Here is a 13864-nt window from a genome sequence, read left to right as displayed (position 1 = left end):
GCGAACCGGTTCGCGCATGCGCTGATCGCCCGCGGGGTCGGCCCGGAGCAGACCGTGGCCGTGGCCCTGCCGCGGTCGGTGGAGTCGGTGGTGGCCGTCCTGGGTGTGCTGAAGGCCGGGGCCGCGTACCTGCCGGTGGACCCGGCGTACCCGAAGGCGCGGATCGCGTTCATGCTGGACGACGCACGGCCGACCGTGGTCGTCGACGACCCGGCGACCGTGGCCGGGGGAGACTGGCCCGACACCGAACCGGACATCGCGCTCGACGTCCGGCATCCGGCCTACGTGATCTACACCTCGGGCTCGACCGGCCGGCCCAAGGGCGTCGTGGTCGGCCACGCCGGCGTGGCGAGTCTGGTCGCCGCCCAGATCGAGCGGTTCGCGATCGAGCCCGACAGCCGGGTGCTCCAGTTCGCCTCGCCCAGCTTCGACGCCTCGGTGTCGGAAATCTTCACCGCCCTGCTGCGCGGCGCCGCCCTGGTGCTTCCCCCCGCGGCCGAGCCGCTCGCCGCGCTGGCCGACCCGGACCTCCGCATCACCCACGTGACCGTGCCCCCGTCCGTCCTCGCCGCCGTGCCGGAGGGCTCGGTGCACGTGTCGACGCTGGTGGTGGCGGGTGAGGCCTGCCCGCCGGAGCTGGTGGACCGCTGGGCACCGGACCGGCGGATGATCAACGCGTACGGCCCGACCGAGACCACGGTGTGCGCGACCATGAGCGACCCGCTCTCCCCGGGGACGGGAGTGCCGCCGATCGGCCGGCCGATCGCCAACGCCCGGGTGTACGTCCTGGACGGGCGACTGCGGCCGGTGCCGCCGGGCGTGGCGGGGGAGCTGTACGTCGCGGGCGCGGGGCTGGCGCGCGGCTACCTGAACCGGCCGGGACTGACGGCCGGACGGTTCGTCGCCTGCCCGTTCGGGGCCGGTGAGCGCATGTACCGCACCGGCGACCTGGCGCGCTGGCTGGGCGACGGCCGGCTGGAGTACGTCGGCCGCGCCGACGACCAGGTGAAGGTCCGCGGCTTCCGGGTCGAGCCCGGCGAGGTCGAGGCGGCGCTGGCCGAGCACCCCGCCGTCGCACGGGCCGCCGTCCTCGCCCAGGACGACCGGCTGACCGGCTACGTCGTCCCGCGCCAGGACACGGCCCGGGACAGCGGCCTCGAAGCGGACCACGTCGGCGAATGGCAGGACATCTACGACGCCCTGCCCATCACCCCCGGGGAAGCCGTCTTCGGCCGGAACTTCGTCGGCTGGAACAGCAGCTACGACGCGTGCCCGATCCCCGTGGAGCAGATGCGGGAGTGGCGGGACGCCACCGTGGCCCGCATCCTGGCCCTGCGCCCCCGCCGGGTGCTGGAGGTCGGCGTCGGCACCGGTCTGCTGCTCTCGCAGATCGCACCGCACTGCGCGTCGTACTGGGCGACCGACTTCTCCGCCACCGCGATCGACGCGCTGACCGCTCAGGTCGCCCGGCAGGAGGACCTGGCCGAGCGCGTCGTACTGCAGACCCGCCCGGCGCATGACACCGACGGACTGCCGGCCGGGCAGTTCGACACCATCGTGATCAACTCGGTGGTGCAGTACTTCCCGTCCGCCGACTACCTCGCGGACGTGATCGAACGGCTGATGGCGCTGCTCGCCCCCGGCGGCGCGCTCTTCGTCGGCGACGTGCGCAACCTGCGGCTGCTGCGCTCTCTGGCCACCGCCGTCCAGCTGCACCGGACCGGCGACGGCGCCGACCTCGCGGCCGTGCGCCGCGCGGTGGACCAGGCCGTCAGGGTGGAGAAGGAGCTCCTGGTCGACCCGGACTTCTTCACCGTCCTGCGGGAGCGCGGCACGGACATCGGTGCGGTGGCCGTGGAGGTCAAGCGCGGCCGCCACCACAACGAACTGACCCGTTACCGCTACGACGTGACACTGCACAAGACGCCTGTCAGCCCGGCGGCCCCGAGCCGGCCCGTCGAGTTGGAGTGGGGTCGTCAGGTCGCCGGGCCGGCCGAGCTGCGCGAGCTGCTCGCCCGGCCGCACGCGGACATGCTGCGGATCACCGGAGTCCCGAACCGCCGCGTGGTGCGGGAGTCCGACCTGGCCCGGGCGGTGCAGGCCGGGGACGGTGCACTCGCCGAGCTGCTGGAGCGGCTGCACGCCCCGGAGGAGAGCGACCTCCCCGACCCGGACGACTTCCACGCCCTCGGGCTGGAGTTCGACCGCTGGGTGGGCGTCGCCTGGTCGGCCACCGCGGCCGACGCCGTGGACGTCGTCTTCGCCGACCCGCGGACCCCTCACGGCTCCCCGGTCGAGCCGTACCGGCCGACCGGGGCCACCGGGACGGCGCTGTCGTCGCTGACCAACCGCCCGACGGGCAGCCGGGGCACTGGTGCCCTCATCGGTGAACTCCGCGACTGGCTGCGCGGCCGGCTGCCCGAGTACCTGATCCCGTCGGCGTTCGTCGCGCTGGAGGCGCTGCCGCTGACGGCCGCCGGCAAGCTCGACCGCCGCGCGCTGCCCGCTCCCGACCTCGGCCCGGCCGGAACCGGGCGGGCGCCGCGCACCCCGCAGGAGCAGCTCCTCGCCGAGCTGTTCGCCGAGGTGCTCGGCCTGGCCCGGGTCGGGGTCGAGGACAGCTTCTTCGACCTGGGCGGGCACTCGCTGCTGGCGACCCGCCTGGCCTCCCGGGTCCGGGCGACCCTCGGCGCGGAGCTGGAAGTCCGCACCCTGTTCGAGGCCCCGACCGTGGCCGGGCTTGCGGCCCGCCTGGACGGGTCCGGAACGGCGCGGCCCGCGCTGACCGCCCGGCCGCGGCCCATGGGGGTACCCCCGGCCGAAGGCTGGGGGAGGGTGCCGCTGTCCTTCGCCCAGCGCCGCCTGTGGTTCCTGAACCGGATGGACGGGCCGAGCGCCACCTACAGCATGCCGTTCGCGCTGAGCCTGACCGGCGGCCTCGACCGGTCGGCCCTGCACGCCGCGCTCGCGGACGTGGTCGCCCGGCACGAGAGCCTGCGGACGGTCTTCCGCGAGACGGACGGCGTGCCGTACCAGGTCGTGTTGAGCGCTTCGCAGGCGCAGCCGGCGCTGCCGGTGGTCGAGCTCGACGAGAGCCGGCTGGCCGAGCGGCTGGCGGAGGCGGCCCGGCGCGGCTTCGACCTGGCCGCGGAACCGCCGGTCCGGGCGGAGCTGTACGCGCTCGCGCCCGACCGGCACGTGCTGCTGGTCGTGGTGCACCACATCGCCGCCGACGGCTGGTCGATGGGCCCGCTCACCGGCGACCTCGCGGCGGCCTATGCGGCGCGCTGCCGGGGCGAGGAACCGCAGTGGTCCCCGCTGCCGGTGCAGTACGCCGACTACACCTGCTGGCAGCGCGACCTGCTCGGCGACGCCGCCGACCCGGACAGCCTGTTCGCTCGGCAACTGGCCTACTGGAAGGACGAGCTGGCCGGGCTGCCGCAGCAGGTGCAGCTGCCCGCCGACCGGCCCCGGCCGCCGGTGGCCTCCCAGCAGGGCGGCCAGGTCGCGGTCCGGCTGGACGCCGAACTGCACCGGGCGCTGCGGGACCTGGCCACCGCGCGCGGCGCCAGTATGTTCATGGTGCTCCAGGCCGGACTCGCCGCGCTGCTCACCCGGCTCGGCGCCGGCACGGACATCCCGATCGGCAGCCCGATCGCCGGCCGCACCGACCAGGCGCTGGACGAGCTCGTCGGCTTCTTCGTCAACACCCTCGTGCTGCGCACCGACACGAGCGGCAACCCCGCCTTCGCCGAACTGCTCGGCCGGGTCCGGCAGAAGGCGCTCACCGCGTACGGCCACCAGGACGTGCCGTTCGAGTACCTGGTCGAGGTCGTCAACCCGGCGCGGTCGCTCGCGCACCACCCGCTGTTCCAGGTCATGCTGGGCCTGCACAACGCGCCGGGCGGCGAGTTCGCGCTGCCCGGCCTGGACGTGGCCGCCTACCCGGTGGCTGCCGGAACCGCCAAGTTCGACCTCGGTGTGAGCCTCGCCGAACGGTTCGGGCCGGACGGAAGCCCGGCCGGGATCGTCGGCGTGGTGGAGTACGCCACCGACCTGTTCGACCGTTCGACGGTGGAGACGCTCTTCGTCCGGTGGACCAGGCTGCTGACCGCGGTCGTCGCTGCTCCGGAGCAGCCGATCGGCAGGATCGACCTGCTGTCCGCCGGGGAGCGCCGCGAGCTGCTGCCTGCCGCCGAGGGCGGTGCGGTCGCCGGAACCCTGCCGGAGATGTTCGCGGCGCAGGTGGCGGCGACCCGGGACGCGGTCGCGCTCGTCAGCGGTGACACTGAGTTGACGTACGCGGAGCTGGATGCGCGGGCGAACCGGTTCGCGCATGCGTTGCTGGCGCGTGGTGTGGGGCCGGAGCAGGTCGTGGCGGTGGCGCTGCCGCGGTCGGTGGAGTCGGTGGTGGCGGTCCTGGGCGTGCTGAAGGCCGGGGCCGCGTACCTGCCGGTCGATCCGTCGTACCCGGAAGCACGGATCGCGTTCATGCTGGACGACGCGCGGCCGGCGGTGGTGGTCGACGATCCGGCGATGGCGGCCGAGGTCTCGGAATGGCCGGACACCGATCCGAAGGTCGCCCTCGACGTCCGGCACCCGGCCTACGTGATCTACACCTCGGGTTCGACGGGGCGGCCGAAGGGCGTGCTGGTCGGTCACGGCGGTATGGCGAGTCTGGTGGCCGCGCAGATCGAGCGGTTCGCGATCGAGCCGGGCAGTCGGGTGCTGCAGTTCGCCTCGCCGAGTTTCGACGCGTCGGTGTCGGAGATCTTCACGGCCCTGTTGTGCGGGGCGGCGTTGGTCCTGCCACCCGCGGGGGATCCGGTGGTCGCGCTGACCGAGCCGCGCCTGGGAGTCACGCATGTGACTGTGCCTCCGTCCGTCCTGGCGGCTCTGCCGGAGGCTGCGGTGGGCGTGTCGACGCTGGTGGTGGCGGGCGAGGCGTGCGGGCCGGAGCTGGTGGCCCGGTGGGCGCCCGGGCGCCGGATGATCAACGCCTTCGGTCCGACGGAGACGACGGTGTGCGCGACGATGAGCGACCCGCTCTCGCCCGGGGCAAGTGTGCCGCCGATCGGCCGTGCGATCACCAACGCGCGGGTGTACGTGCTGGACGAGCTGTTGGGGCTGGTGCCGCCCGGAGTGGTGGGGGAGCTGTATGTCGCGGGCGCGGGCCTGGCGCGCGGCTATCTGAACAGGCCGGGCCTGACGGCCGGGCGGTTCGTCGCCTGCCCGTTCGGACCGGCGGGTGCGCGGATGTACCGCACCGGGGATCTGGTGCGTCGGCGTGCCGACGGGGAACTGGAGTACGTCGGCCGTGCCGACGATCAGGTGAAGCTGCGAGGGTTCCGGATCGAGCTCGGTGAGATCGAGGCGGCGTTGGCCGCGCACCCCGGCATTGCCCGGGCAGCCGTCATCGCCCGCGAGGACCGGCCGGGCGACAAGCGGCTCGTCGCCTACCTGGTACCGGCTCCCCCGGGCGCACCCGAGGCGGCCGAGTTGTCCGATCGGCTGCGCCGTGAACTGCCCGAGTACATGGTGCCGTCGGCGTTCGTCACGATGGACGCGCTGCCGCTGACCGCCAACGGGAAGCTGGACCGGGCCGCTCTGCCGGCCCCCGACTACGGGGCGCCGGGCGCCGGGCGAGGCCCCCGGACACCGCAGGAGCAGCTGCTGTGCGGCCTGTTCGCCGAGGTCCTCGGCCGGGAGCAGGTGTGCATCGACGACAGTTTCTTCGACCTCGGCGGGCACTCGCTGCTGGCCGCCCGCCTGGCGTCCCGGGCCCGCGAGACCCTGGGCGTGGAGCTGGGCCTGCGCATGCTGTTCGAGGCACCGACCGTGGCCGGGCTCACCGAACGCCTGGTCATGAACAATCCCGACGACGCGCTGGACGTGGTGCTGCCGCTGCGTTCGACCGGGACCGCAACTCCGCTGTTCTGCATCCACCCCGGTGGCGGCATCGGCTGGTCGTACAGCGGGCTGCTGCACCACGTCGGTCCTCAGCACCCGGTCTACGCGATCCAGGCCCGCGGCCTCGGCAGGCCCGAACCCCTGCCGGCGTCCTACGAGGAGATGGCGGCCGACTACGCCGACCAGATCCGCAAGATCCAGCTGGAGGGCCCGTACCTGCTCCTCGGCTGGTCCGCCGGCGGGCTGATCGCCCACGCGCTCGCCTGCGAGCTGCAGGCGCGCGGCGAGCGGACCGCCGTGCTGGCGATCCTCGACGCCTACCCGGTGAAGGACGTGCAGCTCGAAGAGATGCCCGTGCCCACCGAGCGGGACGTGCTCGCCGGGGTGCTCGACGTCGACCCGGACGAGCTGGGCGACCGGGCGCTGACCTACGGCGAGGTGGCCGAGGTGCTGAACCGGCGGGGCAGCGCTCTGGCCGGCCTGACGGAGCAGCAGATCGAGGTCATCGTCCAGATCATGATCAACAACGCGAAGCTGGCGGTCGCCTTCGTCCCCGGCAGGTTCGACGGAGACCTGCTGCTGTTCAACTCCACGATCGACCGGACCGACGACAACACCGGGCCCGGCACCTGGCGCCCCTACATCGCCGGCCGGATCGCATCGCACGAGATCACCACCCGGCACGACCGGATGACCGAAGCCGGCTCGCTGGCCCAGATCGGACCGATCCTGGCCGCCGGGCTCGCCGAGGCCACCGGTGACACCACCCTTTCCCACCAGGAGGACTGATTCCCATGACCAACCCCTTCGACGACGAGGACGGCACCTTCCTCGTGCTCGTCAACGACGAGAACCAGCACTCGCTCTGGCCGCAGTTCGCGGACGTCCCGGAGGGCTGGACGGTCGCCCACGGCCCCGGCACCCACGCCGCCTGCCTGGAGTACATCGAGCAGGCCTGGACCGACATGCGGCCCAAGAGCCTCGCCGACGCCATGAACGCCCAGCGGTAGCGCGGCCCGCAGTGAACCTGACCGACACGACGGACGAGGCCCGCTCCACGGCGGGCCTCGCCCCGCCCCACGACCTCGCCGCGGACCTGCTCACCCCCGAGGCCCGGCGGGACCCGTACCCGTTCTACGCCCGGATGCGGCGCGAGAGCCCCGTGCACCGCAGCGCCCAGGGCATCTGGCACCTCACCCGGTACGCCGACGTCGAGGCAGCCCTGGGCGACCCGCGGCTGTCCATCGACCGGGACCGGATGACCAGGGCCCTCGGCGCGCTGGGCGGCGACCTGAAAGCCCTAAGCCGGCTCACCGACCGGCTCGGCCGGGTGATGACCAACACCGACCCGCCGGACCACGCCCGGCTCCGCAAACTGGCCAACCGCGCCTTCACCGCCCGGCGCGCCGAAGCCCTGCGCGACGGCATCCAGCGGATCGTCGACCGGCTCATCGACGAGGCGCTCGCGGCCGGGCCGACCATGGACCTGGTCGAGGCGGTCGCCTCCCCGCTGCCGATGTCCGTCATCTGCGAACTGTTCGGCATCCCGCCCGAGGACCGCCCGCAGGTCAAGACCTGGTTCCGCCGCTTCGGCCGGCTGACCGAGGACATCGACAAGTCCGAGGCGGCGATCGAGCAGTACGAGGAGTACCTCGCGCGGCTCGTCCGCCGACGGCGCGCCGATCCGGGCGACGACCTGATCAGCGCCCTGGTCACCACCCAGGCGCAGGACGACCGGCTCACCGACTCCGAACTGCTGTCCACCTGCTTCGTCCTCATCACCGCGGGCGACGAAACCACCACCCACCTCATCGGCAACGGCACCCTCGCCCTGCTGCGCCACCCCGACCAGCTGGCCCGGCTGCGCGAGGACCCGGCGCTGATCCGCACCGCCGTCGAGGAACTGTCCCGCTACGACACGCCGACCCAGGCGATCGTCCGGGTCGTCGCCGAGGACCTCGAGATCGGCGGGCGGACGCTGCGGGAGGGCGAGCTGGTGTACCTGTTCCTCGCCGCGACCAACCGGGATCCCGAGCGCTTCGAGGACCCCGACCGGCTCGACCTGACCCGCCCCGGCAACCGGCACCTGAGCTTCGGCAACGGCCCGCACTTCTGCCTCGGCGGCCCGCTGGCCAAGCTCCAGGCGGAGGTGGCCATCGGCACGCTGGTCCGCAGGCTCCCGCAGCTGCGGCTGGCCGACGAAGCCGTCGGCGGGGCCGCCCTCGAATGGCGGCCCAACCCGCTGCAACGGCGGCTGAGCGCCCTCCCGCTCACCTACTGACACACGAACGACTGAACGACGACGAAGGAGAACTGACCATGGCCCGAGAGTTCGAGGTCCGCCGGGAGCAGGACCTGCCCGCCACACCCGAGCAGGTCTGGGACGCGGTCGCCACCGGCGCCGGCAACCTCGGCTGGCTCTACCCCATGGACGTCGAGCCGCGCGTCGGCGGAAAGACCACCCGGGGTGAATCCACCGTCGTGGCCTGGGAGCCGCCGAGCCACTTCGCCGTTCGGGCGACCCAGGACGGCGGGTTCTCCAATACGCTCAGCTACCACATCGAGCCGGGCGCCGGCGGAACGAGCCACCTGCGGATGGGAATCCACTGGGTGCACACGGGCGTCGTCGACGACAGCTGGAACTGGGACACCAAGTCCGACGCGGCCGAGAAGCACGTCGACTTCTACCAGCACGGCCTCGCCGAGTACCTGCGGCACTTCGCCGGCCGCCCCGCCGTCTACGTCAAGGCCCTGTGCCCCGAACCCACCGCCGACCCCGCCGGCTTCGCCGCCCTGCGCCGACGCCTCGGCCTCGCCGACGACGCTGCCGTCGGCGACCGGCTGAAGCTCGACCTCCCGGGTACGGACGGCGGCTCGGAGGAGGTGGTCGTGGACTGGCTCAGCCGCGACTTCGTCGGCCTGCGCGGCCCGGACGCGCTGTACCGGTTCTTCAACGGCAGCACCTGGCGCGCGCCGGTCTGGCTGGGCCACCACCTGTTCGCCGAGGACGCCGACGAGGAGCAGGCCACCAAGGCGTGGACCGTCTGGCTCAACGACACCCAGGCCTAGGACCTCCGATGGAAACCTCGATGGAAACACTGCTCTACGCCGCCGAACTCGTCGAGGAGAACGGCGCCTACACGCTCGTCGTCCAGGACGTGAGGCGGGGCACCGTCCAGACCACCCCGGTCCCCAGGGCCATGGTCGACAAGCTCCCGATCTTCCTCTCGGCGCTCAGCGCCAAGCTCAGCCTGACGCCGTCGCACAGCCGCTGGTAGACCGCCCGCCGACCCCACGGGGCCGGTGCCGTCGGGGAGCTTCAGCGACCCCGTACGGCACCGGCTCCGTGGGGAGGCCGTCGCAGCCCTTGCGGCGCCTATCGAAAATCGATAGGTTTCCATCGTAACTCGATGGAAGGATGGCCCATGGGAAAGCTGACAGTGGGTGCGCTGCGCGCTGTGCTCGCGGTGGTGCTCCTCGGCACCGTGTTCGTGCAGGTGCTGATGGTGTGGGCGCTGTTCACCGACCCGGAGGACGGGTCGCTTCCGCTGACCCCGCTGCGCCTGATCACGATCCTGGGCATGGTGTCGGCCCAGGTCGCGCTGGTCTGCGTAGGGCGGCTGGTGGCGATGGTGCGGCGCGGAACCGTGTTCTCCCCCGCCGCCTTCCGGTACGTGGACGGTGTGATCGGCGCGATCGTGGCGGCTGCCCTCGTGTGGTTCGCGGTCACGGCCGTCAACGCGCCGGGCCAGCGGGACGACCCGGGCGTCACCCTCATCATGGGCGGGGTCGGCGTGGCCATCCTGGGGGTCGCCCTCATCGTGCTCGTGCTGCGGATGCTGCTCGCCCAGGCCGTCGCACGCGACGTCGAGGCGACGCAGATGCAGGCCGAGCTGGACGAGGTGATCTGATGCCGATCACCGTCGACATCGACGTGATGCTGGCCCGGCGGAAGATGTCCGTGGGCGAGCTCGCGGACCGCGTGGGGATCACGCCCGCCAACCTGGCGGTACTCAAGAACGGCCGCGCCAAGGCGGTGCGCTTCACGACGCTCGCAGCGCTCTGCGAGGTGCTCGACTGCCAGCCGGGCGACCTGCTGCGCTGGGAGGCCGAGGGCGCCCCGGCCGGATGACGCGCCCCGGGGCGGGTGCGAAAACGTGGAACCGCCGGCCCTTGACGGGGTGCACCCCCAGCGCCGTCCCCACTTCGCCGGGTGGATTCCGGTAGCCCTGCACCGCGCCGTCCTGGTCGGCGATCGCGACCTGTGAGCGTGGCCTTCCCGCCGAACCCCCGCCCCTTCCTCGCGGAAGGGGCGGGGGTTCGTCGTCGTCCGGGCGGGGGGAGTGGAATGCGGAATGCGGAGTTCTTGTTTTCCTGACCCGGATTGCTTCCGGTCGAATAGAACAGGCCAGCCGGTATTTGGACCTGACAATCTATTTGTGTTTATTCTGTGATCTCTTGTGATCGCGCGGTGAATCCGGCAGTGTCTAATCTGCTCGAAAGCAGCCCCGAATGCCGACGTTTTCGTCCCTCGTGGGCTGCGGCATTTCATGCATGGCGCATTCGGTATTCCGTCCCCAAATCCCGGGAGATACGCATGTCTGAATTCGACCTCCAGGACCTGGACCTGGACCTCAGCGACCTCACCGTCACCTCCATGCGCGACTCCGCCGCGCTGCCCGAGGGCGGGGCGTCCCACGGCTCCTGCTCCTGCCAGGCGTCGTCCTCCTGCAACAAGCCGCACCTGGATTCCGGCGTCATCGTGGGCTGACGCCCACCCGCGCCCGCACACCGCACCGACCACGATCAGCCGGAACTCAACGAGAGGACACATTCATGACCGGTGAAAGCGGCGCCACGGCCTTCGACGTCGAGGACCTCGACCTCGGAGACCTCACCGTGACCTCCATGCAGGACACCATCGCGCTGCCCGAGGGCGGGGCGTCCAACGGAGGCAGCTCCTGCTCCTGCGGTTCCTCGTCCTGCGCCCACCCGCAGACTCCGGAACTGCCGCTGTAACCGCAGCACCGTACGCGCACACAGAGCCTCCCGCCGCACCGCGCGTGCGGCGGGAGGCCCGCGCACCACCACCGAGAGGACGGGGAACCCCATGCCGCAGCCGTACTCCACGGCCGTCGCCGCCACCGCCACCGGCGTCGGCGACCGCGTCGGTGGCGGTGCCTACCGGGTGCGGTCGGCGCCCTACGCACTGGCCCGCGCCACCGTACTCGCCCATCCCGCCGAGCAGCCGGCCGCGACCGCCCTCCGCGCCCTGCTCGCCCGCCTGCACCGGCTCGACACCCGACTGCTGCACACCACCGGGCCGCTCTGCGACGACCTGTACGACAGCCGGGACGGCCATCCCGCGGACTTCCACCGCGACGTCGTCCTCCCCCTGCGCCGCGCCCTGCACAACGGGCGAGAGCCCCGGCCCGCCCTGCTCGCCCGCCTCGGCGACCTGCCCGACCGGATCCCCCGGCTCGCCGCCTGGACCGCCCTGCGCGAGAGCCGCCGCGCCCTGCTCGACGGGCTCGGCGCCGCCGCCGAACAGGCCCTCGCCGCCGAACGCCTCGCCCTCGCCGGCCTGTGCCGCGAGCCGGCCCTCGCCAAGGCCGTCGCCCTCACCAGCGCCGACCTCCACCGGGCCCTGGAACGCGCGGCCACCGGCGCGGCCGACCGCCGGGCACGCAAGGAGGAGGCCGCCGTGCTGCGCTACGCCCTGCGGGCCAGCACCAAGACCAGCCCGCTGTCCTGGTTCACCGCCGTCGGCTGGGGGCCCGTCGGCCCCGGCCCGGAGCCCGCCGCGCCCCCGGCCGCCGTGCCCCCTGCCGCCGCGGGCCCGGCCGCCGCGGCCCCGGCCGGTCCGGTGCCGTCCTGGGGTGCCGGGCCGCAGTTCGACGGCCCCCTCCGCGCCCTGGTGCGGCCCAACCGCACCCTGACGGCGGCCCTCACCCTCGCCCTCCTCGACTGCCCGCACCGCCGCACCACCCTCCCGCACCGCGCCACCAGCACCGCCCGGATCACCGACGGGCGGGCCACGTACTCCCGCGACCGGGCGACCTTCGCCGGAGGCCGCTACCTCGTCCCCGGCGAGGACGAGGCCGAACTGGCCTACACCGGCCCGCTGCGCCTGGTCACCGAGCACACCGAAACCGGCGCCGTGCCCCTGGACGAGCTGACGCGGCTGCTGACCGCCGCCCTGAACGGGGCGGGCGGCGACGCGTCCGCCGCGGCCGGCACCTTCCTCGACCGCCTCGGGCAGGCAGGCCTGCTGGTGCCGGGCGACCCGGTCCCGCCGCAGGACGACGAGCCGCTCGACACCCTCGCGGCATGGCTGCGGGAGATCGCCGCCGCCCGCCCCGACGACCCGGCGCACGCCGCGGACGCCGCCCGCGCCGACCGCATCGCCGGACTCGGCCGGGACACCGCCGCGTTCGGCGACGCCCCCGCCGCCCGGCGCCCCGCACTCCTCGCCACCCTGTCCGAGCGCTGGAAGGCGGAGCTGGCCGACGCAGGACGCCCCGTCCCGGCCGTCTCCGCCCCGCTGACCGTGCTCTCGGAGGACGTCGTCGCCCCGCACCCGCTGGCACTCGACGGCTTCCTCGACACCGCCGACCACGAGGCCCTCGGCGAGGTCACCGCGCTCGCCGAACTCTTCGACCTCGGGCATCTCGTACGCCGCGTCATCCGCGACCGCTTCGTCGAACGGTACGGCCCCGGCGGCCGCTGCGCCCACCCGTGGGAGTTCGGCACCGACGTGGCCGAGGCCTGGGAGACCGCCGGCCGCCTCGCCCTCCTCGACCCCGCCGGCCGGGACGCCCTGCCCACCGGGACCGCCGAACTGGCCCGGCTGCGCACGGAGGTGGCCGACCGGGTCCGGGAGGCCGCGGAGCAGGCCGGCGGGCAGGAGCAGGCCGCCGCGGCCGAAGAGCTCGTGCTGCCGGCCGGCCTGCTCCGCGGCCTCGGCGCACGCCTCCCCGGCTGGGCCGTCGAACGGCCCCTGAGCTACGCCTACTTCCTCCAGCGGGACCCGGCCCGCGGCCTGCTGTGCGTCAACCACGTGTACGGCGGCTGGGGCCGCTTCACCAGCCGGTTCCTCGACGCCCTCGACCCGCGGGCCGCCGCCGAGGTGTCCCGGCAGATCCGGCGCGGCCTCGGGCCCGCCGCCCGCGCCGCGCAGATCCGGCCCGTCGGCGGGTTCAACGCCAACCTCCACCCGCTGCTGGTGCCCGACGAGATCGGCCCCGATCGCAGCCGGGCCTCCCTCGCCGAGGCCGACCTGGAACTCGTCCACGACCCGGCCGCCGACCAGGTCCGCATCCGGCTCAAGAACACCGGCGAACACCTCGACGTGCTCTACCTCGGCTTCCTCGCCCCCGTCCTCCTCCCGCGCCGCATCGGCGCCCACCTGTGCGACCAGCCCCACGGCGTCGTCGACTTCAGGCAGCTCACCCCCCGGCACACCCTCAGCGCGCCCGGCGGCCGTGTCGCCGTCACCCCCCGGCTGCGCCACCGCCACGTCGTGCTGGGCCGCCGCCGCTGGCTGCTGCCGCCCGGCGTCGTACGGGAGCTGCGCGCCGACCTCGGCGCCGCCGGCCCGGTCCCCGCGGAGGCCGCGGCCCGCTGGCGCGCCCTGCTGGACCTCCCCGAGCAGGTCTTCCTGCACCCGGCCGCCACCGCCCCCACCGGCCGCGCCACCGACGACTTCCTGGCCCGATTCGACCGGCCGAAGCCCCAGCTCGTGGACCTCGGCAACGCCCTGCACCTGCGCTGCCTGCCCAAGTGGCTCTCCCGGTACGGCGACGGGGCCGTCCTGGAGGAGGCACTGCCCGCCCCCGGCGGCCTCGCCGTCCCCACCCGCGCGGTCGAACTGGTCCTGGAGGTCTACCGGGACGGGCGCACGCAGCGGTGACCCGCCGACAGACGACAGACGACAGACGATGAGGAAGGGAGC

At 73.7% G+C, this 13864-nt stretch carries 10 protein-coding genes; all 10 read left to right on the top strand.

The genetic code is table 11. From position 1 onward, the window contains the following. Positions 1-6699, top strand: a 6699-nt coding sequence (locus ACIQUT_RS23510) for an amino acid adenylation domain-containing protein (RefSeq protein ID WP_403565348.1), incomplete at its 5' end; no start/stop codon positions are given. 5 nt (positions 6700-6704) lie between these two features. Further along, a complete protein-coding gene (locus tag ACIQUT_RS23505; protein ID WP_403565346.1) occupies positions 6705-6920 on the top strand; it encodes an MbtH family protein in 216 nt (71 codons plus the stop codon). A gap of 11 nt (positions 6921-6931) precedes the next feature. Continuing rightward, positions 6932-8191, top strand: a complete 1260-nt coding sequence (locus ACIQUT_RS23500; RefSeq protein ID WP_403565344.1) for a cytochrome P450 — start codon at positions 6932-6934, stop codon at positions 8189-8191. A gap of 38 nt (positions 8192-8229) precedes the next feature. Beyond that, positions 8230-8979 carry an SRPBCC domain-containing protein gene (locus ACIQUT_RS23495; RefSeq protein ID WP_403565342.1) on the top strand — a complete coding sequence of 250 codons (750 nt, stop codon included), beginning with the start codon at positions 8230-8232 and terminating at the stop codon, positions 8977-8979. A gap of 20 nt (positions 8980-8999) precedes the next feature. Continuing rightward, positions 9000-9188, top strand: coding sequence for a hypothetical protein (locus ACIQUT_RS23490; RefSeq protein WP_403565340.1), 189 nt, complete (start codon positions 9000-9002; stop codon positions 9186-9188). 147 nt (positions 9189-9335) lie between these two features. Further along, positions 9336-9821: a DUF2975 domain-containing protein gene (locus ACIQUT_RS23485; RefSeq protein ID WP_403565339.1), complete on the top strand. Its 486-nt coding sequence runs from the start codon at positions 9336-9338 to the stop codon at positions 9819-9821. After that, positions 9821-10042 carry a helix-turn-helix domain-containing protein gene (locus tag ACIQUT_RS23480; RefSeq protein ID WP_403565337.1) on the top strand — a complete coding sequence of 74 codons (222 nt, stop codon included), beginning with the start codon at positions 9821-9823 and terminating at the stop codon, positions 10040-10042. The genes ACIQUT_RS23485 and ACIQUT_RS23480 overlap by 1 nt, the downstream gene beginning before the upstream one ends. A gap of 465 nt (positions 10043-10507) precedes the next feature. Next, positions 10508-10681: a thiazolylpeptide-type bacteriocin gene (locus ACIQUT_RS23475; protein ID WP_403565335.1), complete on the top strand. Its 174-nt coding sequence runs from the start codon at positions 10508-10510 to the stop codon at positions 10679-10681. Positions 10682-10746: 65 nt separating this feature from the next. After that, the gene (locus ACIQUT_RS23470) at positions 10747-10929 is read left to right on the top strand and encodes a thiazolylpeptide-type bacteriocin (protein WP_403565333.1); all 183 of its coding nucleotides are present in this window, start codon (positions 10747-10749) and stop codon (positions 10927-10929) included. A gap of 91 nt (positions 10930-11020) precedes the next feature. After that, entirely contained in the window at positions 11021-13822 is a 2802-nt protein-coding gene (locus ACIQUT_RS23465) for a lantibiotic dehydratase (RefSeq protein ID WP_403565331.1), read from the top strand. Positions 13823-13864: the final 42 nt, after the last annotated feature.

Source organism: Streptomyces sp. NPDC090445, from assembly GCF_044769385.1.
In the GTDB taxonomy this organism is placed as follows: domain Bacteria; phylum Actinomycetota; class Actinomycetes; order Streptomycetales; family Streptomycetaceae; genus Streptomyces.
The sequence above is the reverse complement of the archived record's forward strand: the minus strand, read 5'-3'. Positions and strand labels throughout refer to the sequence as shown.